Origin of the sequence: Paenibacillus sp. FSL H3-0302 (assembly GCF_037982245.1) — a bacterium.
GTDB classification, from domain to species: domain Bacteria; phylum Bacillota; class Bacilli; order Paenibacillales; family Paenibacillaceae; genus Paenibacillus_AQ; species Paenibacillus_AQ odorifer.
Map to the genome: position 1 here is coordinate 1,310,641 of NZ_CP150284.1, position 19,758 is coordinate 1,330,398.

The 19,758-nt window shown below is 44.3% G+C and carries 19 protein-coding genes; 16 read left to right on the top strand and 3 right to left on the bottom strand.

Features of this window, described 5'->3' with window-relative positions; genetic code table 11:
• Nucleotides 1–66: 66 nt before the first annotated feature.
• From MHH50_RS05740 to MHH50_RS05810, 15 genes are all read left to right on the top strand, one after another.
• A complete protein-coding gene (locus MHH50_RS05740) occupies nt 67–501 on the top strand; it encodes a sigma-70 family RNA polymerase sigma factor (protein WP_340034070.1) in 435 nt (144 codons plus the stop codon).
• Nucleotides 492–632 (top strand): hypothetical protein, encoded by a 141-nt coding sequence (locus MHH50_RS05745; protein ID WP_340034071.1) that lies wholly within the window; start codon nt 492–494, stop codon nt 630–632. Before MHH50_RS05740 ends, MHH50_RS05745 begins: the two co-directional genes overlap by 10 nt.
• Nucleotides 629–1,591, top strand: coding sequence for a DUF4367 domain-containing protein (locus tag MHH50_RS05750; RefSeq protein WP_340034072.1), 963 nt, complete (start codon nt 629–631; stop codon nt 1,589–1,591). Before MHH50_RS05745 ends, MHH50_RS05750 begins: the two co-directional genes overlap by 4 nt.
• A 654-nt stretch (nt 1,592–2,245) precedes the next feature.
• Nucleotides 2,246–2,833, top strand: a complete 588-nt coding sequence (locus MHH50_RS05755; RefSeq protein ID WP_076280191.1) for a sigma-70 family RNA polymerase sigma factor — start codon at nt 2,246–2,248, stop codon at nt 2,831–2,833.
• Nucleotides 2,820–3,578 (top strand): DUF3600 domain-containing protein, encoded by a 759-nt coding sequence (locus MHH50_RS05760; RefSeq protein WP_076129536.1) that lies wholly within the window; start codon nt 2,820–2,822, stop codon nt 3,576–3,578. The genes MHH50_RS05755 and MHH50_RS05760 overlap by 14 nt, the downstream gene beginning before the upstream one ends.
• Nucleotides 3,579–3,833: 255 nt before the next feature.
• Entirely contained in the window at nt 3,834–5,219 is a 1,386-nt protein-coding gene (locus MHH50_RS05765) for a helix-turn-helix transcriptional regulator (RefSeq protein WP_076194858.1), read from the top strand.
• A 149-nt stretch (nt 5,220–5,368) separates the two neighbouring features.
• The gene (locus MHH50_RS05770; RefSeq protein ID WP_076129534.1) at nt 5,369–5,542 is read left to right on the top strand and encodes an aspartyl-phosphate phosphatase Spo0E family protein; all 174 of its coding nucleotides are present in this window, start codon (nt 5,369–5,371) and stop codon (nt 5,540–5,542) included.
• Between the two features lie 205 nt (nt 5,543–5,747).
• Complete coding sequence (locus MHH50_RS05775) at nt 5,748–6,833, top strand: outer membrane lipoprotein carrier protein LolA (protein ID WP_076129533.1); 1,086 nt, start codon at nt 5,748–5,750, stop codon at nt 6,831–6,833.
• Nucleotides 6,834–7,021: 188 nt separating this feature from the next.
• Entirely contained in the window at nt 7,022–8,203 is a 1,182-nt protein-coding gene (alr, locus tag MHH50_RS05780) for an alanine racemase (RefSeq protein ID WP_036686775.1), read from the top strand.
• Nucleotides 8,204–8,418: 215 nt separating this feature from the next.
• The gene (locus tag MHH50_RS05785; protein WP_025698676.1) at nt 8,419–8,700 is read left to right on the top strand and encodes a CopG family ribbon-helix-helix protein; all 282 of its coding nucleotides are present in this window, start codon (nt 8,419–8,421) and stop codon (nt 8,698–8,700) included.
• Nucleotides 8,701–8,703: 3 nt separating this feature from the next.
• Nucleotides 8,704–9,054 (top strand): type II toxin-antitoxin system PemK/MazF family toxin, encoded by a 351-nt coding sequence (locus MHH50_RS05790; protein ID WP_036686777.1) that lies wholly within the window; start codon nt 8,704–8,706, stop codon nt 9,052–9,054.
• Between the two features lie 207 nt (nt 9,055–9,261).
• Nucleotides 9,262–9,819 (top strand): TetR/AcrR family transcriptional regulator, encoded by a 558-nt coding sequence (locus MHH50_RS05795; RefSeq protein WP_340034587.1) that lies wholly within the window; start codon nt 9,262–9,264, stop codon nt 9,817–9,819.
• A 172-nt stretch (nt 9,820–9,991) separates the two neighbouring features.
• The gene (locus tag MHH50_RS05800) at nt 9,992–11,191 is read left to right on the top strand and encodes an MFS transporter (protein WP_076100052.1); all 1,200 of its coding nucleotides are present in this window, start codon (nt 9,992–9,994) and stop codon (nt 11,189–11,191) included.
• Nucleotides 11,192–11,363: 172 nt separating this feature from the next.
• Nucleotides 11,364–13,592, top strand: coding sequence for a Tex family protein (locus tag MHH50_RS05805; RefSeq protein ID WP_076129532.1), 2,229 nt, complete (start codon nt 11,364–11,366; stop codon nt 13,590–13,592).
• A gap of 184 nt (nt 13,593–13,776) precedes the next feature.
• Nucleotides 13,777–14,118 carry a hypothetical protein gene (locus tag MHH50_RS05810; protein WP_076282046.1) on the top strand — a complete coding sequence of 114 codons (342 nt, stop codon included), beginning with the start codon at nt 13,777–13,779 and terminating at the stop codon, nt 14,116–14,118.
• 42 nt (nt 14,119–14,160) lie between these two features.
• On the opposite strand, the gene MHH50_RS05815 is transcribed toward MHH50_RS05810, so the two are convergent.
• Nucleotides 14,161–15,216, bottom strand: a complete 1,056-nt coding sequence (locus tag MHH50_RS05815) for a GIY-YIG nuclease family protein (protein WP_076282045.1) — start codon at nt 15,214–15,216, stop codon at nt 14,161–14,163.
• 169 nt (nt 15,217–15,385) lie between these two features.
• Here MHH50_RS05815 and MHH50_RS05820 point away from each other — a divergent pair, with 169 nt between their 5' ends.
• A complete protein-coding gene (locus MHH50_RS05820; RefSeq protein WP_340034073.1) occupies nt 15,386–16,204 on the top strand; it encodes a hypothetical protein in 819 nt (272 codons plus the stop codon).
• A 1,560-nt stretch (nt 16,205–17,764) separates the two neighbouring features.
• Here MHH50_RS05820 and MHH50_RS05825 read toward each other — a convergent pair.
• Complete coding sequence (locus tag MHH50_RS05825; protein WP_076280196.1) at nt 17,765–18,736, bottom strand: S-layer homology domain-containing protein; 972 nt, start codon at nt 18,734–18,736, stop codon at nt 17,765–17,767.
• An 85-nt stretch (nt 18,737–18,821) separates the two neighbouring features.
• The gene (locus tag MHH50_RS05830) at nt 18,822–19,613 is read right to left on the bottom strand and encodes an SDR family NAD(P)-dependent oxidoreductase (protein ID WP_076280197.1); all 792 of its coding nucleotides are present in this window, start codon (nt 19,611–19,613) and stop codon (nt 18,822–18,824) included.
• Nucleotides 19,614–19,758: the final 145 nt, after the last annotated feature.

The window sequence follows — 19,758 nt, forward strand, 5'->3', positions numbered from 1 at the left end:
GTATCGTATTAACTGATGATTTTACTTAGCTAAGTGAAAATTTGGTGGGAAAGGAGAGTTAGATTGATGCATGAGCGCGCATTGCTTCATCCTTTTGTAAAAGAGAATATACAGGAAAATGCTGACATAGATGTTTTGTTCACAACGATTTTTGAAACCTACTATAAAAGAATATTCAACTACATCGCTTACCGGGTTAGTTCTCTCTATACGGCTGAGGATCTGACAAGCCTCGTTTTTGAGAAAACGTTGGCGAAACTATCGACCTATTCTCAGGAAAAAGCTCCTTTAGAGGTATGGCTATTCGCCATTGCCAGAAATGTGGTCAATGATCATTACCGGAGTTTTAAAAGGAAGAGTTTCTTTTCGCTGGATGCCGTCAAGGAACTGGTTTCTAGCAGGAAAGATCCGGAAAGTTTGATCCTCCAGGGAGAACGTAGTGGAAGGCTTAACGAAGCCTTGAATACATTGAGCTCAAAGGAGCGGAATATTTGGCTCTAAAATTTGGTGCTAATCTGAGAAATAGAGAGATTGCCCAGGTTACGGGAATTTCGGAGAGCAATATCGGTGTGATACTCTACCGGACTATGAAAAAGCTGAAGACTGAAATAGGGAGCGTGGAGCAGCTATGAACAGTAAAGACATACAGCAGAAGTTCTCAGCAGATTTAGATGAAAGTATATATGGAGCGGCAAATGATCTAAAGGGTGCTGGGGAGTACAAGGAGCTGCTGGAGCTAGGCAGAGTTCTGGCCCATCAAGATTTCAGCGAGGGCTCTGACAAAACAGCCATTCTGAATAAGGCACGGAGAAAGTATGCCGGCCAAAAAGAGGAGATAGGATTGCGTACAAAACATAGATTCAGACGTCCTGCTGTTATGCTGGCAACTTTGCTAGTGGTTAGCGTATTAAGTGTAACTTTTGTGCAGCCGTCATTTGCGCAGGAGCTGTTAATGAAAGTATTGCAAACGATAAACTTAGGCCATATTGTAGCCCATGAAGTAGAATTTTCTGCGGATTCCAACGTGATTCCGGATGACTTTAAGGGGAAGATTTTTGATAGTAAAGGAAATGCGCTTGTGACCCTCGACGCTGCTCAAAAGGCAGGTGATATCTACAATGCTGACGGGGAAAAAATCGTCGGAGTGGAAGACAGCAGACTGGTTACGCAATCTGAGAGGGATCAAGAGAAAGCGGAATTGCTGATCGAGAGGGATTCTAGCAAGCTAAACGAATATACGATTTTTGATGTGGGCTTACCGGCGTATTTACCAGAGGGTTATACCTTTGATCGTGCAGAGTTTTATAAGGATAGCAATGGTGATGTGATCCATAGCAAATATATTAATTTATATTTTGTTAATGAAGCTACCGATGAGATCATCTCGATGCAGCAGCGGCACGCGGATTCCGAAACGGCTTATGAGATGTCGACGGATGGCACCATCGAAAAAGTGAAGATTAACGGAGTTGATGCTGTATTGGTTAATGGAAAAGGGTTGGATTGGGAAGCCAATGAAGTGTTATACGGTGTAACATCAGCTAGCTTGGACAAGAATGATTTGATCAAAGTTGCTGAGTCTATCCGCTGACTGATTTTTTAGAAAGATAGGCGGTTACTATTCGAGTATATACGGGTAAGGGGATGATCCATATGGATCTCCCCTTTTTCGTTTTATTGAGGGCACATGCAAACAACGATTGGGAGGATATAGCTGTACTTTGTACAACTATATTTCTGCGAAACAACGCTTCGATGGATATAATTGTATTTCGTACACTTATTTTCACGATTTATACCACTATAGGAAGTTTCTCTGCTTTTTAATTGTATAGAATACACTTAAAATCAGAGTAAACCCTTTTACATTCGGAATAAGTGTACAAAATGCAGTTATCTCATAGATTTCGGCAGGGTCCGGCCAAAGCGGGTGTGAAAAGGAAGATCAGCTTCCACCTGCGCATAATTTGCTCAAGCAAAGCTGAAGATCAGCTTCCACCGCGCATAATTTGCTCAAGCAAAGCTGAAGATCAGCCTCCGCCGCCCATAATCTGCTCAAGCAAAGCTGAAGATCAACCTCCGCCGACTTCATCTACTCCAATAAGCCGCTGCAGAGTAAAAACACCAGGCAGCGATTCTCCAATAACCGGAAAATCGCTGCCTGGTTGTTTTTTTAAAATAAATCGAACGATTTATTCTCTATTTACCAATACATAGTGTAAGACCGAAGGAGGGTTTGAGAGGGATGAAACATCCAAATGAATATTCTCAGCTCATTGCGCTAACGGTAGCCGGCAGCCGTGAAGCGTACAGTGAACTATATGAAGCAACGATTCGGGATGTGTATCAGACCGTTCATTTTCTCGTTCGCGAAACCTCCGATGTGGATGATGTTGTTCAGGAGATTTATATTCAGATGCACCGGTCGCTTGAGCAATTTGACGTCAATCGTCCTTTTAGGCCTTGGCTTATGGGGCTGGTTATGCGGCAAATTCATGCCTATCGAAGAAAGAGATGGACGCATCTCCGAATGGTCAAAAAAGTAGAGCAGACTGATCTAAGGATGGAACCTGATTTCACTAGTGATGTTGTGGACAGGTTAGCTAACCGCCGTTTACTAGCAAGTGTTGATCGTCTTCCATTTAAGCTGAAGCAGGTGATTATTCTGCACTATTTAAATGAATATTCACAGGAAGAAAGTGCCGCGATACTGGGTATCCCTCTGGGTACGGTGAAATCCCGTATTCATGCTGCACTGCATAAGCTTCGTCAGAAGCCAGAAAATCATACTCTTTTTAAGGGAAAGGTGGAGGACCTGCATGAATTTCAATGAAGAGTTACGGACAGTTCTGCAGGAAGAGGCGAGAAATCTAAGTGCCCCACCGGAACTGAAGGAGCAAATACTAAATCAGACCGAGACTAGGTTAGGGGGAAGAAGAATGAAAAAATGGCTTGTAGCAAGCATTTTGGCGGCTGCATTATTAATTCCTACTGGAGCATATGCCGGATATAATTATTTGGCGGATACCCTGTATGGCTCACAAGCAACTGCTGCTACGATTGGAGTAACCCAGCAACAATATGACAGGCTTGAAGCCAAACTGCAGAGCGCAAAGCAAAGTTTTAACGAAGAGGAATTCACAAAATTGATGTCATTACTAGAGGAATTGGGAGCTTACAATCTGCAAATGGCCGATGCTGAAGGAGTCTTTCACCTGGAACAGTTAAGTGCGAAGGATCAAAAGGCATATAACGATTTACAGGTTGAGCTTAAACCTTATTTTGAGAAAATGAATGAAACGGAAATCCCTAAGGCAAAGTCGGCTGTCGTTGATCGTGATACTTTCTGGGATGGCTTGCTGGAAAAAGCAGAACAGAGGCTTACTAAAGAAGAGTTTGCGGAGATCGAACAATTAATAAATGAGTTGCAAAGCTATGATGCCAAGGTATTTGATGCAGATGGAAGTGTTCATATGGATCGGCTTTCGAAAGAGGAGATACAAAACCAAGAGAAGTTAATTGAAGCGCTCGGCCCTTATATAAATAAGCTGGACATGATGATTAAACCTAGTTCTTAGTTGAATTTAAATGCATGTATTGAATAACGATGGATAGAAGTAGCATTAGAAAAGCCACCAGAAAAGGTCTAATACACCTTGTGTTCTGGTGGTTTTTTACATTCGGCTAATTTGTATTTTATACATCACTAATTGAATAAATGTATAATCAATTGAGTCAAAAAAAGTATTTGACCACTGGAATAATTAGACATATTATTATTTAAATACTATTGATCTATATATGAATCATGATGGCGAAAGGTGGCTTTGATCATGAAGCAGATGACCATTCGTGCAGAACTGGCGGACTACCTCAAGAAGAATGGAATAACAATTAATCAATTCGCAGAGGTATCTAAAGTAAATTCAGGCACGATTAGCAACATTATGAATGGGAATCGTCCTATAGCCATGCAGCAATTAGATCGGATTACAAAAGGTATGGGATTAGAGGAAGGCTGCTTTTACGATATGTATGTGGAGGAGTGTTTTATACATTCCAATCCCAATTGGAGACGTCTTCGACCTTTTCTATATCGCTGTGCTGAACTAGATAAGCTGGAATGTATAAGCCGGGTGATTGGAATCATGATGGACAGCCTATCTTATACACACCCGTTGTTTGATACAGCAGAAGATTTCTTTGCACAAGGAAAATATGAAGCTGCAGCGTTGTTATACCGGAGTGTGGCGGAGAGTGAGAAGTATCAGCATTCAGAGCGGCTGGCTTTTTGCCAATACAGATTGTTTACGATTGCTCTAGGGGGCGATCAGGATGTGAATTTGCGGGCAGCGGTGCAGTTTGAGGGCTTTGTAAATCGGCTTGATGAAGTTGATCAGCTTGACGCACTGAAGGTTCTGGCGAATACATATAGCGCTTTGAGGCATTGGGATAAGGTAATGGTAATGACTAAGGAATTGGGCAAAAAAGCATCCATTCAATATAATTATAATAATGAGCGAGCCAGAAAAAACGGGGTACAAAAGGAACCTGCAATGCCCTTATTTTCATATATTTTATATTCTTATGTGTTACGTTCAGTAGTTTACAGAGAGCTTGGAGATTATGATAGAGCATTGCATTATATCAACCTTTACATGGACATGAGCTGGATTCGTGAGGATACGGAGGAAGCTTTGCAACTTATGAATCAATGTATGGGTTGGGCGCAGGCTAATATTTTTTTGCTGAAAATTTTAAAAGGTGATGCAGCAATGCTTCCGGAATATGTGACCTATATTGAAGATAGAAAAGAAGAATTTCTTCCAGGCCTGTTCAAAATCCTTCAGGCAGCCAATCACTATGATTTTAATGTGGATGATATTCTTCAGCGGTTTGAGCCAGAAATATCAGATTTTAGAGATCAGCAGCGAAATCTTAAATGTTATAATCGACAAATTATCGAAGACAGATACACTTTTTTTATGGCTGAAATAGCATTGTATTATATAAGAAGAGGAAAATATGAGCTTAGTATAAAATATATAATGGATAGTTTAGAGAATTCTGTAAGGATTAATAACGAATCATGTATAATTAAGTGTGTCGGAATGTTTGAGCAGCTTCGGCATATTGCATCTTTAGAAACGCAGAAAGAGTACCAGAATCTGCTTAGAATCAATGAAAAGAAAAATTGCTTTGTTATTGACAGTGCTTAGTAGTGATAGTTTCATAGAAGATATCAATCAAGAGAGTTCTCAATTAAATCTGGTATCGCTTTTTTTTTTGAATTCTAGTAATGCACTTCAATGTAAAATTAAGAATTTGACATATACCTCTAGAATATTTCATTAGGGAGGTAGTGTTAATGAATGATCAGGAAATTATCCAAAAGAGAATAGAGGGTGCTAGAAACAAACTTTATTTGATGGAGAGGCAACATGGAGGGCTTTCGCATCCAAATGTGATCAGACAGTCCATGAGATTAGATGAATTAATTAATCAGTACAATAAAGCAGTACATAGTGATAACGAGAATTGAAGAGAATGGTTAAAACACCCTACATATGATATTGCAACTTCTGATGAAGTATAGAGCCAGCGCTGTGCGCGGGCTTTTTGGCTTGTTGGAGCCCATAAAATAAATCAATGCTGCACGCTTGTCATGCCCGTCTGCATATTGCGGCCAAGTCCCTCATAGACATGTACTAATCAATGCATTCAAAACAGGTTAAGGGGATGATGTCATGCGCCGGATAACATGGGTACTCGCGATCATTATGAGCGTGGCCCTGGTGATGACGGGGTGCGGGAAGAAGGATGCCGCTTCCGTAGTCAAGGATTTGAACAATGTGGCTGACAAGTTGGAAAGTAAGCAGGGAACGTACCAAGGTTCTGGCACAATGACCCTGTATACCGGGGAACAGCCGCAGGAGTATAAGGTAGAGGTATGGTACAAGAATCCTTCCTACTACCGGATCAGCTTGGCAAATGTTCAGAAGGATATTACGCAGATCGTACTTCGTAATGATGAGGGAGTATTCGTACTCACACCAAGTATGAATAAGAGCTTCCGCTTCCAAAGCGATTGGCCGGATGATCAAGGGCAGGTCTATCTGTATCAGACGTTGGTTCGTGGCATAGTTTCGGATAATAATCGCCAATTTGTGGAAGATGGGGATAACTATGTGTTCGAGGTAGCCGCGAATTATCAAAGCAATGCCCTTGTACGACAAAAGATTTGGCTTGATAAAAAGACTTATGAACCTAAACAGGTTCAAGTCTCGGATTCTGAAGCGAAGGTAGTTGTAAACGTGAAGTTTGACACCTTCAAATTCGATACGGATTTCACCAAGGATTCTTTTGATATGGAAAAGAACATGGCCTCGGGTAAGTCCGCAGAGAGCACAGTAGCTGAGGTTGATGAGAATGGTAATCCAATTACAGCTCCTGAAGGCCAAGAACCGGCTGAGCAACCAGTGGCTGCAGAGCTTGGAGACTTTGGGATCATTGAACCTGATTATATTCCAGCTGGTGTAGAGTTTAAGGACTCGCATAAATTGGAGGGGAACAAAGACCATGCTGTTCTCATCCGATATGATGGGATTTATCAGTACACTATTATGGAATCCCGTCCACTGGACCGTGCGGTAGCACTGGCGCCTGGAACCCTGAAAGACCTTGGTTTTACATGGGGAGTTCTGAGTGGGGATGAGCAGCAGACATTGACTTGGATGTCTGAGGGAGTAGAGTACCGAATTACAAGTGCCAATCTTCCTGCTAATGAAATGATGCAAATTGCCGCTTCTATGGAGGCACAATCGGGTAAATAATAAAAAGTAGGCGGATACTGCGTTTTGTGGGATTCTTTCCTCTACAACGTAGTATCCGCTTTTCTTTATTTGCCGGGGCTCCAGCACACATTGACAGCCACCTTCTGTAGCATTACCATTGGTACTAAGACAATGATTAATGCAATGCAGCAATGACGTTTTACTACAACGTAAGAAGGTGACTTGAAGTGCAAGCAAGCTATCGACCGACAGTAGCCGAAATTAATCTGGATGATTTGCGTGCCAATTACGAAGCCTTTCGCCGCTACTTGCCGGCAGAGACAAAGTTTATGGGATGCGTCAAAGGAAATGCGTACGGCCATGGAGCAGTGGAAGTGACACGGGAGCTGGAAAGACTCGGAGCAGATTATGTTAGTGTGGCTTTTTTGGATGAAGCATTGGAGCTGCGTCAGGCGGGAATACTGATTCCTATACTGGTGCTTGGCTACACTTCCCCAGAAGGAATAGCCGTTGCCTGGGAGAACCATGTAACTGTAACACTGTTCACACCGGAGGTACTGGAGGCTATAAGACAGCTTCCTATAGATCCGGAACATCGGCTGAAGGTGCATATCAAGATTGATAGCGGGATGGGACGACTGGGTCTTTTACCAGCTGACGCACCTGCATTTATCTCTGAAGTGCAGTCTGTTGCGCAGGCGGAGCTGGAGGGTATGTTTACCCATTTTGCCAAGGCAGACGAACAAGACAAAAGCTATACACTGGAACAGCATCGACGGTTCATGAGCGTGGCGGAAACGCTGCGGGAGCAGAACATTCAGATCCCGATCATACATACGGGCAATAGCGCTACGGCCATTGATTCACCTTATTTATCCAGCAACATGGTGCGTGTAGGCATCAGCTTGTACGGATTTTATCCCTCCACAGAGGTGAACCGTCAACTGGTAGAACTACGTCCGGTATTGACGCTGAAGACGCAGGTTGTATATGTCAAAAGCCTGCCTGCCGATTGGGGCGTCAGTTACGGCACTAGGTACATCACAGAGAGCGAGGAGATTATTGCAACGCTACCTGTGGGGTACGCAGATGGATATTCCCGCATGCTAACTGGCAAAGCGGAGGTGCTAATACGTGGACGCCGCGTTCCTGTCGTCGGAACAATCTGCATGGATCAGTGTATGGTATCACTCAAATCTTTCGCTGCAGAAGCGGAACAAATTAAAGCAGGCGAAGAAGTTGTTCTCATCGGCCGTCAAGCTGACGTGATGATCACGGCAGACGAGTTGGCTCTCCAGCTTGGAACAATTCACTACGAGGTTATCTGCATGTTGGCTCATCGGGTGCCCCGCGTTTATATAAGTGAAGGCACACTTCCTAAATTAGTAAATGCTCTGCTCACAAACTGAAAGTTCTTGACAGTGATGTTATACAAGGGAGAAAATAGAAGGAATTGTATCGTATTAGGAGATGTGACTAAAAGCCTATACGAACCACCATTTCTAGTTTATAATGGGATGCAGCATACTTGATATACTGGCGGCATATATTCCTTGTATAAAATTCCTTGTATATTGTAACACTGGAACACAAGGGCAGAAGGTTTGTGGGGGTGGAAGAGAAGGTGGCTAATTTGCAGAACACCAAAAGAATCATGATCAGCTTGCCCGATCATCTCTTGCAGGAAGTGGACGGAATTGTTCAATTGGAGAATTCCAACCGGAGTGAATTGATTAGGCAGGCCATGAAGCTGTACTTGAGCGAACGGAGGAAACGTTCCATCCGGGAGTCCATGCAGCGCGGCTACATGGAAATGGCTAAGATCAACTTGACCATGGCATGCGAGGCTTTCCTCGCGGAGGAAGATGCAGACAGCACTCTTGGCCGCTTAGTAAGCGGGGTGTAGACATTGATCGTTAAACGTGGCGATGTTTTTTTTGCTGATCTTTCGCCGGTTGTAGGTTCTGAACAAGGCGGAGTAAGGCCAGTTCTGGTCATCCAGAACGATATTGGCAATCGCTTTAGCCCGACGGTAATTGTGGCTGCAATCACAGCCCAAATCCAGAAGGCTAAGTTACCTACACATGTGGAAATTGACGCAGCTGCTCATGGCTTTGACAGAGATTCTGTTATTTTGCTGGAACAGGTTAGGACGATTGACAAACAACGCTTAACTGACAAGATCACCCACCTTGATGATGAAACGATGAAAAAGGTGGATGAATCGCTGCAAATCAGCCTTGGTCTGATTGATTTTTAATCACCCTAGGTTATAGATAACTCATGAGATTGGCGCTCGGGTACGAATCCGGGCGTCTTTTAATGTGCGTTTTTGCGTATAGTAAATAAAGAATCGTTAGGTCTTCACTTTTTGAAAATGATCTGATATTATTAGACCGTACGGTCGGTTTAGGAGGTGCTTAGAATCAAAGGACGCTCAGACGGAGAAGAAACTAAAAAAAGAATTGTGCGCAAGGCCACGCAGTTGTTTGTACAAAAGGGTTATGCTGCCGTAACTATGAATGAAGTTTGTGTAGCCTCGAATGTCAGTAAAGGCAGTCTGTATCACCATTTTCCGAGCAAGGATGAGCTTTTTCTATTTGTAGTGGAAGTGGATACGTTAGAGTGGCTGCAAGCGTGGGATGATAAGAAACAGGAAATTGTAGGGATCGAAGAACGATTTTATGCGTTAACCGAACACTACGCAAATGATTTTCAGAATCCATTGATTCATGCGCTCGAGGAATTCTCCAGAAGCAGATGCCACCCGGAAGAGATTAGCAAGCGGCTTTCACTTCTTTATGAAGCAGCCTCACATGCTTGTCGTGATCTTTTGAAGGAAGGTATTGAAACGGGATATTTGGTAAAGGGCGACTTAGAGAACTATGTAATCATCGTGAGTGGCATGCTTGAAGGGATTGGAAGAGTTTCTGAATTCTCGATTCATGAGAAGACCCAGGAGGATATAAAAAAATATTACCGGGAAGCAGTAAATTTATTATTACAAGGGATCCGTACGGGGTAAGATAACGAGGGGCATGAAAAGAAGCTTTACATTCAGGAACATGAAGGCTGAAGCTTCTCAAAGGCACCGGAATAGGAAGGGTTATTTTTTTAATATTATTTAGACCGGATGGTCGGTCTTAACATGCATAATATTCGAAGTTTTGGCTTTAAACACACGGAGGGTTAATACAATGTCATTGTTACTTAGAAACAGAGGCGCTATGCTGCTTGTTATGCTTAATATTTTTCTGGCTTTTACTGGAATTGGGCTAGTAGTCCCAATAATGCCAACCTACATGAATGAGCTTGGGATCAGCGGAAGTACTGTCGGGCTCTTGGTCGCCTCCTTCTCGCTTGCCCAATTATTAATATCGCCATTTGCCGGCAGATTATCCGACAGAATCGGTAGAAAAAAGGTGATTGTAGCAGGTTTGATCGTGTTTGCGATATCGGAGCTGATTTTTGGTCTGGCCAATGTACCCTGGCTCTTGTTCGTTTCGAGATTGCTTGGTGGTGCAGGAGCTGCTTTAATTATGCCGGCAGTTATGGCTTATGTAGCGGACACGACTTCTTTTGAAGAGAGAGCTAAAGGAATGGGGCTAATTAATGCAGCCATAACCACCGGCTTTATTATTGGTCCTGGGATTGGAGGTTATCTTGCTGAGCTTGGAATGCGGGTACCCTTTTTCTGTGCAGCGGGTGCAGCTGGAGTTGCAGCTCTAATTACAGTTTTAATTTTGCCTGAGTCTCTATCTGAAGAGAAACGTAAGGAAGCGACGTTATCAAAAAATAATCAGGAAAGCTTCTTGACGCAGCTGATGCGTTCTTATCGCGAACCGTATTTTTTCGGCTTAATTATTGTATTTGTTATGGCTTTTGGGCTGGCTAATTATGAAACGGTGTTCGGATTGTTCGTGGACCATAAATTTGGCTTTACGCCTAAGGATATCGCTTTTGTAATTACCTTTGGTTCTATTGCAGGTGCGGTGGTGCAGGTGTCCGCGTTTGGCTGGATCTTGAATAAATTCGGGGAGAACAAGGTGATCTCCACTTGTCTTATAGTCTCATCATTGTTTATTCTGCTGACCTTGTTTGTAAGCGGCTTTTGGGCGATTATTACGGTTACCTTTATTGTGTTCTTTGCAATGGATATTCTGCGTCCAGCAGTAGGCACACAGCTTTCCAAGATGGCCGGAGAATCGCAGCAAGGTTTCGTAGCGGGAATGAACTCAGCTTATACAAGTCTCGGAAATATTGCTGGGCCTATCGTCGCAGGGTATTTGTTTGATCTTAGTATTAACTTCCCATATGGGGCAGCCGCGCTCGTTCTGGCTTTGTGTTTTGTATTGTCACTGAGTTCCGGAAAACGGGGAATGGGACAGCGGGCGTAATCGCCGAATCCGGGCTCTGACCACTCTACCATGCCTCGCTTTATCGCACAGCGGTTCAGTACAAAGCGCGCTATTCGGGCTGGTCTTTGGTGCAGAGCCGAATCTGTGATACTATTTTAATTATGAGATCAAGATATGTATAAGCAGATTGTGTACGGGAAGAGGGATACTAATGGCGGTAGATAACAGCAATACGGAAGTCATTACGGATGAGGCAAACGCACAGCGGGAGCAGGAATTGATAACCGTAGCGATTGCCAAGGAATTGAACATTAGTCTGAAACAGGTACGCACTACGGTAGGACTGCTGGATGAGGGAAATACCATTCCGTTCATCGCCAGATATCGGAAGGAAATGACGGGTGAGCTGGACGAGAATGCGCTTCGTGATATTGAAGAACGGTTGGGTTATCTTCGCAATCTAGGCGAACGTAAAAAAGACGTTATACGCAATATTGAGGAGCAGGGCAAGCTGACCAAGGAGCTTCATGAGCAAATTATCAATGCGGTCAAGCTTCAGGAAGTAGAGGACTTGTATCGTCCCTTCAAGCAAAAGCGTAAGACGCGGGCTAGTGTTGCGAAGGAAAAAGGACTTGAGCCGCTTGCTAACTGGATCTTGGAGCAGCAAAGACAAGGGGATCCACAGACTGAAGCATCGAAATATATTGATGTGGAAAAGGGAGTAGAGAGCGCAGACCAAGCGCTGCAAGGCGCACTGGATATCATTGCCGAGAACATAGCAGATGATCCTGCGATCCGCTCTTGGGTTCGCCAGTATACAGCAAGTCAAGGTATTCTTGTGTCTGAAGCAAAGGATGCAGAACAAGAATCTGTATACGAAAATTACTATAGTTACCGTGAACCTGTACACAAAATGCCACCTCACCGCATCCTAGCAATTAACCGTGGTGAGCGTGAAAATATATTAAAGGTAGGCATTGAGGTCGTCACTGATAAAATTCATGCCTATATCGCACGGAAGATCATTAAAGGGCCATCCCCGGTGAAGGAACTGCTGGAAGCAGTGACTGAGGATGCCTACAAACGTTTGATTGCTCCTTCTGTAGAGCGTGAAGTTCGTGGAGAGATGACCGAACGTGGGGAGAACCAGGCGATTTCGATCTTCTCTGGCAATCTACGTAGCCTGCTGCTGCAACCGCCAGTAAAGGGACGTTGTGTGCTGGGTGTTGACCCTGCATACCGTACTGGCTGTAAGCTGGCTGTTGTAGACGATACAGGTAAGCTGCTAGAGGTAGCTGTGACCTATCCGACGCCGCCGAACAACAAGAAGCTCGAAGCTGCTGCTAAGTTCAAAGAGTTGATTGCTAAGTACGGCATTCAGCTCATCGTAATCGGCAATGGTACAGGCTCGCGTGAAACGGAGCAGTTTACAGCAGAAGTGATTGCCGAGATTGGCAATCCAGAGCTGGCGTACCTGATCGTTAATGAAGCGGGAGCGAGTGTCTATTCGGCTTCCAAGCTGGCGCAGGAGGAATTCCCGGATCTGGATGTAGCGGAGCGCAGCGCGGCTTCTATCGCCCGTCGTGTGCAAGACCCGCTGGCGGAGCTGGTGAAAATCGATCCGAAAGCTATTGGTGTGGGACAGTACCAGCATGACGTCTCCCAAAAGCATCTGGAGGAGAGTCTTAAAGCCGTCGTGGAATCAGCGGTAAACCATGTTGGCGTGGATGTGAACACGGCATCTCCTGCCTTGCTTTCTTATGTGGCAGGAGTTAATGGAACAATTGCTAAGAATATCGTTAAATTCCGGGAAGAGAACGGCAAGTTCACGACTCGGAAGCAGCTGCAAAAGGTACCTCGTCTAGGTGCCAAGTCCTATGAGCAATGTATCGGCTTCCTGCGGATTCCAGGTGGAGACAACACCTTGGACCGCACGCCTATTCACCCCGAGTCCTATCCGGTGGTGGATCGTTTGTTCCGTGAGCTAAGCCTCGATGTGAATAAGCTTGGCAGCAAAGAAGTGGCCTCACAGCTTGAGGTGCAAAATGCCGAGGAGCTGGCTGTGAAGCTGGATGTCGGCGTACCTACGCTGCGCGACATCCTGGAGAGCTTGCAGCGTCCGGGCCGCGATCCGCGCGAGGAGCTGCCGTTGCCGATCTTCCGCACTGATGTGCTGAAGATCGAGGACCTGGTTCCTGGCATGGAAATGCAGGGAACCGTCCGCAATGTTATCGATTTCGGCGCATTCGTCGATATCGGCATCAAAAACGATGGGCTGGTGCATATTTCCCAGCTCAGCGGCAGCTTTGTGAAGCACCCGATGGACGTTGTCTCCGTAGGAGACAATGTTACCGTCTGGGTGATGGGGGTTGACCTGAAGAAGGGCCGGGTCAGCTTGACGATGCGTCCGCCGCGTGTTGAGGCGGGAAGCGTAAAGTAGACAGATCGCAGTGATCCTCAAAGAACGACAACAAGAAGCCAGTCTCCATTATTGGGGACTGGCTTCTTGTTGATTATTTTCAGCTGGAACCCTTTTTGTCATTATAGAAGTGAAGGACGTGCACTCTTTGGGTAAGTTTAGAGTAACAGTTGAACTAATGGCTTATTACTAGGAGGAGATAGATGTGGGAAATCCATTGAAAGAATTAAAAAATAGTGTGAATGGCCTGAAGCAATCCCTTGACGGAGTTAAGCAATCAGTAGAGGGGTTGAAAGAACCTATAGATGAGATGAAGGGAAACATTCAGATCACGTTGGAGCAGGCGAAGGACAGATCTGAGGGATTCAAATCGGAGATCAATCGTATGAAGGAATGTGTGGAGGAAACTAAGCTGGTTGTTAATGAGGCGAAGGAAACGGTAATGGAGGCGGGTGAGGTGCTTTACACTCAGAAACGCTATAAAAGATTGTTGAAGAAGCAAAACCGAAAAACGAAGCCTGCAAAGGCAGGCCGCCGTTTACTATAATCAGCTGGAAGTCCAAACATTTACCGCAGTTACGAAATCTTTTTAATTATAGGAATGAGAAGGAACCGCATTTAAAAAAATCTGCAACAGCTCATTTACCGAAGCCTCCATATTGGAACGTTGCTCAGCTGCAAGCCAATCCTCTTGAATGATGATGTAGCTGCAGGAGCTGCTTTTTAAATAGCTGTATATTATTTGTGCTTCGTCAATTTCATGGCGGCCGATCGCTGCCGGGGTCTGATTGGGTTCACTGTGAAAAGTGGTCATAATCGCTGACTTTATTGCCGCTTGCAGGTGGGTGATATCCGGTTGATCATATTGTAGCTTGGTATGGGACAGGATACGGTTGCCCTTGAGCAGAATGAGTTTAAGCGTCTGTTCATTCATGGCCTCAAGAACTGCAATATTCTGATTCTCTTGAGCGAATTCGATGACCTTCTCTTTGTGAATCAGGAAGCTGACAGCTCCAATATAATCCCTGTATTTGGCGGCGGTTTCGAAGTCATAGTGCTCCGCGGCCACTGCCATCCGCTGCTCCATTTCCTCGAGGATGCTGGAATCTGAGCCGTTTAGTAAGCCAATGACCCGATCAATAATTTTATTATATTGAACAGCGGCATCTCCGCCTGCACACATCCCAATGCATAGGCCAAGCGAATGGTTTAGGCATAGGGAATTTTTAAAGCTAGGGTTGCTGCAAAGGATTTTTGAGCTTTCTTTAATGCCTTGTACTGCCCGTTCAACCGTGCTTCTGCTTGTATAGGGACCCAAAACCTGAGTGCCTTCTTTGACCGCAGGATCATACGTAATCTCTAACGAACGTATTTTTTCATTCGCTCCTATTACGATATAGGTATAAGCCTGCGGATTTTTCATTTTTTTATTGTACATGGGTTTGATCTCTTTAATTAATTGGCATTCCAGCATAAAGGCTTCGAATTCGGTATCCGTAAGGATGATTTCCAGATCTTTAATATTCCTTACAAGCTGCTTAACCTTTGGGGAATGAGATTTTGAGTTTTGAAAATAAGATTGGACTCTCCGTTTTAACTGTTTTGCCTTGCCAACATATATAATATGACCGAGATTATCCTTCATGAGATAAACGCCGGGAGTTAGGGGAAGGCTTTTAAGTTTTTCTGTTAAATGAATGGTAACCCCGCCCTCTCATAAGAGTTGTATGATTGATAGTTTTAGTATAAGCTTGCAACCTTCATTTGTTCAAATCAGTCTAAAGAGTGAAGGATCGAAGCTAAGGAGGAATATTATGTACTTCGCAAAAAAAATCGGTGGGCTGGCGCTGATAGCAGCAATGTTATGGCTTACAGCATGTAGCGGAACGCCAGAAGCAGGGACGGAGCCGAAGCAGACACAAGAGCAGACACAAGAGCAGACACAAGAGCAGACACAAGAGCAGACACAAGAGCAGACACAAGAGCAGACACAAGAGCAGACACCAGTGCAGACGGAAAAGCAGACGCCAGAGCAGACATCAACTGCACAGTCAGCGGTTACTACGGAATCACCACAGGAGACTGAGACATCAAGTACGGGGCAGCCGCAGGATCTAGAGGGATTACCGCCATCAGTTGAGGAAGCAGCGACGACGGTTATAAGGTCAATTAAAAACAAGGATATGAAACAATTAGCGGCATGGGTACATCGGGATAAAGGGCTACGTTTCTCTCCATATGCATACGTGGATACAAAAAATGATCTTGTATTCACCCGGGAGGAAGTAGAAGGATTAATGAATGACTCTACCAAAAGAGTCTGGCGAACATTTGCTGGCTCCGGTGATTTAATCGAGCTGACATTCGCAGATTACTACAAGCGGTTTGTTTATGATGCCGACTTCATTCAGAAGGCCGAAATTGCTGTGAACAAGGGGCTTGGGCAAGGGACGACGATCAATAACTTAAACGAAGTGTATCCTAAGGAGCAATATGATTTCGTTGAATATCATATTGCTGGTATCGATCCTTCTGTCGAGGGTATGGATTGGCGCAGCCTGCGCCTAGTCTTCGAAAAGATCGGAGAAGACCATGCATTAGTCGGCATTATTCATGATCAATGGACGCCTTAGCTTACGGACTCAGATGACGCTATTATGGACGCCTTAGCTTACCGACCCAGATGACGCTATTATGGACGCCTTAGCTTACGGACCCAGATGATGCTATTATGGACGCTGTTTGCCTGCTTCAACTAATTATTCACGTCCGTTGGTATACGCTGATCCTTACGGACCCAGATGACGCTATTCGCGTGTTTTTAGCGATTAGGGCATAGTTTCGGACTCCAGTGCAGCTATTCATTAGAAAAAGGCATATCTATGGTGCTTTTTGTGCCAATAGCGACGATGGAGTCCTTTAGTAGTCCAAATGTGCGATTATACTGCGAATAAGGTCATCTGGGTCCGATAGCTACTGCAACCCCATCCGCTGCAAATCCTTCTGTTGCACACCTAGTTGCTGCACACCTAACTGATGCACACCTAGTTACTGCATACCTAACTCCTACACACCTAACTGTTGCACCTAGCGGTTGCACACCATCTGCTACGTTCGCATACCGCAAACATTGGAACATCGCTGATCTGTATCTTGTTTTTGGGTACCTGCTTCAGCGGATTTTCATATTCGTTGATACAGGATGAGCCTTACGGACCTAGATGACGCTATTCGCGTGTTTTTAGCGATTAGGGCATAGTTTCGGACTCCAGTGCAGCTATTCATTAGAAAAAGGCATATCTATGGTGCTTTTTGTGCCAATAGCGACGGTGGAGTCCGATAGTATCGTGAAATTGGCATTTTTCTGCGAATAAGGTCATCTGGGTCCGATAGAAGCTACGTCCGTGCAAATATGATCTAATCGCTCGAAGTTTGATGTTCATCCCCGTCAAGTAGCCTCTTGCACACAAAAATGATCTAATCCCTGGAAGTTTGATGTTCATCCCCATCAAGTAGCTTCATGCACACAAAAATGACCTAATCGCTCGAAGTTTGATGTTCATCCCCATCAAGTAGCTTCATGCACACAAATATGATCTAATCGCTCGAAGTCTGATGTTCATCCCCGTCTAGTAGCTTCATGCACACAAAAATGACTTAATCGCTCGTAGTTTGATAATCATCACTGCCAAGTAATCAGCATTTCTGAGCCTGAGTTAGCTTGCGAACCCAGCGACGTTATTTGTAAATTTATTGCGATTGGAGCACAGTTCGGGCCCAGTGCTGCTATTCGTTAGAAATAGGCCCATATTGGATACTTTTTAAGACAATAGCAACTATGTAGTCCGATAGCGGCTGCATTCGTTACCTAATCAATCAGAGTTTGGAGTTGGGATAAAGGGAGAAGGAACAACAAATAAGGGATGCTTCAGCAACCATTATGATGGCTTTTGAGGCATCCCTTATTTGCTTATAAAAATGAACTTAGATACCTGAGGAAAGGAAGAGAGGCGAAGGGGAACTCTAGAACTGTAAGAGTGATAATGCCCTCCCTATAGCTTTCCACAGGAAAGCCATCTTCGTAAGCATAAGCTTCTCCGTATCTCAGCCGTCATAAACGGCAGCTGGAAGTCCAAATATTCACCGCAGCTGCGACTGACCCTTAACTCTAAAACCCTCAAGTTCAATTTATATTATTGTGCCGCGCTAGACGAATAAAAGGCGGAGCCAGTTACAGGTTGAGCGATAGCTTTGTATCCATCTGGCAGATAAGTGGCAACAGATGCTTTTGTGATCACCTGCGCGTACATTTTCCCTGGTTCAGGAGCAGTCACGTTAAAGTAAATCACAGCTGTATTGTCTTTACCAAATTCGATTCGCTCAATCACCAGCCCATACCCGGGGTTAGGTAGATTATTAACGGTAAGGGTGGCTTTATTTACGCCTTCACCCGCTTTGGTCAACGTAACCTCTGTTTCGTAGGTTGGAGTAGTGGGACTGCCATTAGATACAATTACACGTTTAGCAAAAGCGGCTGCATCATAGATCAGAGCGGCTGCTTCAGAGCGGGTAATAGCATCATTCGGCCGGAAACTACCGTTCTTATCGAGTGTGGCAATATGTGTATTCAGCAGGATCTGGAGACTATTTATAACCTCCGTAGAGAGTTTATCGCCATCCTTAATGTCTACATACATCAGCGTAACAGGGAAGTTACCTTTACTTTGCAACGCTTGCGTCAATAAGTGCGCGAACTGAGCACGGGTGATAGTTCCATTAGGATCCACTGTCCGGTCGAGTGAAAGGCCATTTTGCTTGGCAGTCAGGAAAGCCGAAGCATACCAGGCCTTGTCGTTCACTTTATCAAAATAATCACTGGCTTTGGAAGAACTACTACCTGCCGCTGGTTGCGGAGTCAGATTCAGACCCCCAACGATGAATTGTATCCCTTGCGCAAAGCTTACTTTAGATTTAGGAGCAAACTTATCTTTTTCTACTCCGTTTATAATCCCCTCTTTATGCAAAGAGTTGATTTTTGCTTCCGCAGGATCACCTTTCAAATCTGAAAAAGCAAAAGCGGATGCCCCAAAAGACACACTCGCTGCCAAAATGCCGCAGGCTATAGTCATTTTTTTAGCGTTATTTATGAATAATGGTTTTTTCATTTGCGTCACCTCCATACTCTTAGATGGTAGATTAGACCAAAATGTTGCATAGAATTTAAAATATTATAACGGTTCAAGTAAAATATTATCCACGCAGTAGCGATTCGGCACCATCTACATAAATTTCAGTTCCCGTCACATGAAAAGATTCATCCGATGCGAGAAATAATACCAGATTGGCAACCTGCTCAGGCTTACCCGGTGCATTTTCCAGCGGATGATTACCTTCCGGAAATTCCACAGGAATCTTCACTTCTTGAAGATCATCGCTTTTATACGTATTATCTCCAATTTGTGTATCGATTGATCCAGGACAGATGGCATTTACACGGATGCCGTATTGCGCCAGCTCTAGTGCAGCCATTTTCATAAAAGCAACTTGTCCTGCCTTGGAAGATGAGTAAGCGGAAGCGCCAATGTTCGAGAATACTCGGTTGCCGTTAATGGAGCTGGTGATAATGATGCTGCCGCCATTTTCTTTCATGTGGGGGATGGCGTATTTTACTGTGGAAAAGGTGCTGCGTAGGTTGGTATTCAGTGTCTGGTTCCAATCTTCGATTTCTAGTGTTTCGATGGGAGACCATGTACCATTAATGCCAGCATTGGCAAAAACAATATCAATCTTCTCGGCCGCCTCCCCAACCTTACGAATACTTTCTTCGACCAGACCTGGATTGGAGACATCGCATTCAATTACTGTTGCTGTACCGCCAATAGATTCAATCTCACGTTTAGTTTCATAGGAATCCTCGGGAGTGCGGTCAAGCATATATACCTTAGCTCCCTGTTGGGCAAACCGTATCGCTGTAGCTTTTCCAATACCGGAACCAGCACCTGTAACCACTGCAACTTTATCCTGTAAACGTTTATCTGTCATGATGAATTTCCTCCTCGGCGTTAAATTTCTTATATTAGTAATTACATACCCGGCATAGCTGAATCTAACCATTTGAACTGGAGGGTGGAACAACGTAGATGGATATATTACTATGGAACATAAGGATGTAAATAATATAAATTTA

Bases quoted from the DNA above. Each gene is read 5' to 3' on its own strand.
- MHH50_RS05740 (WP_340034070.1), top strand. From the start codon at position 67: ATGCATGAGCGCGCATTGCTTCATCCTTTTGTAAAAGAGAATATACAG.
- MHH50_RS05750 (WP_340034072.1), top strand. From the start codon at position 629: ATGAACAGTAAAGACATACAGCAGAAGTTCTCAGCAGATTTAGATGAA.
- MHH50_RS05755 (WP_076280191.1), top strand. From the start codon at position 2,246: ATGAAACATCCAAATGAATATTCTCAGCTCATTGCGCTAACGGTAGCC.
- MHH50_RS05760 (WP_076129536.1), top strand. From the start codon at position 2,820: ATGAATTTCAATGAAGAGTTACGGACAGTTCTGCAGGAAGAGGCGAGA.
- MHH50_RS05765 (WP_076194858.1), top strand. From the start codon at position 3,834: ATGAAGCAGATGACCATTCGTGCAGAACTGGCGGACTACCTCAAGAAG.
- MHH50_RS05770 (WP_076129534.1), top strand. From the start codon at position 5,369: ATGAATGATCAGGAAATTATCCAAAAGAGAATAGAGGGTGCTAGAAAC.
- MHH50_RS05775 (WP_076129533.1), top strand. From the start codon at position 5,748: ATGCGCCGGATAACATGGGTACTCGCGATCATTATGAGCGTGGCCCTG.
- MHH50_RS05800 (WP_076100052.1), top strand. From the start codon at position 9,992: ATGTCATTGTTACTTAGAAACAGAGGCGCTATGCTGCTTGTTATGCTT.
- MHH50_RS05805 (WP_076129532.1), top strand. From the start codon at position 11,364: ATGGCGGTAGATAACAGCAATACGGAAGTCATTACGGATGAGGCAAAC.
- MHH50_RS05815 (WP_076282045.1), bottom strand. From the start codon at position 15,216: ATGAAGGATAATCTCGGTCATATTATATATGTTGGCAAGGCAAAACAG.
- MHH50_RS05820 (WP_340034073.1), top strand. From the start codon at position 15,386: ATGTACTTCGCAAAAAAAATCGGTGGGCTGGCGCTGATAGCAGCAATG.
- MHH50_RS05825 (WP_076280196.1), bottom strand. From the start codon at position 18,736: ATGAAAAAACCATTATTCATAAATAACGCTAAAAAAATGACTATAGCC.
- MHH50_RS05830 (WP_076280197.1), bottom strand. From the start codon at position 19,613: ATGACAGATAAACGTTTACAGGATAAAGTTGCAGTGGTTACAGGTGCT.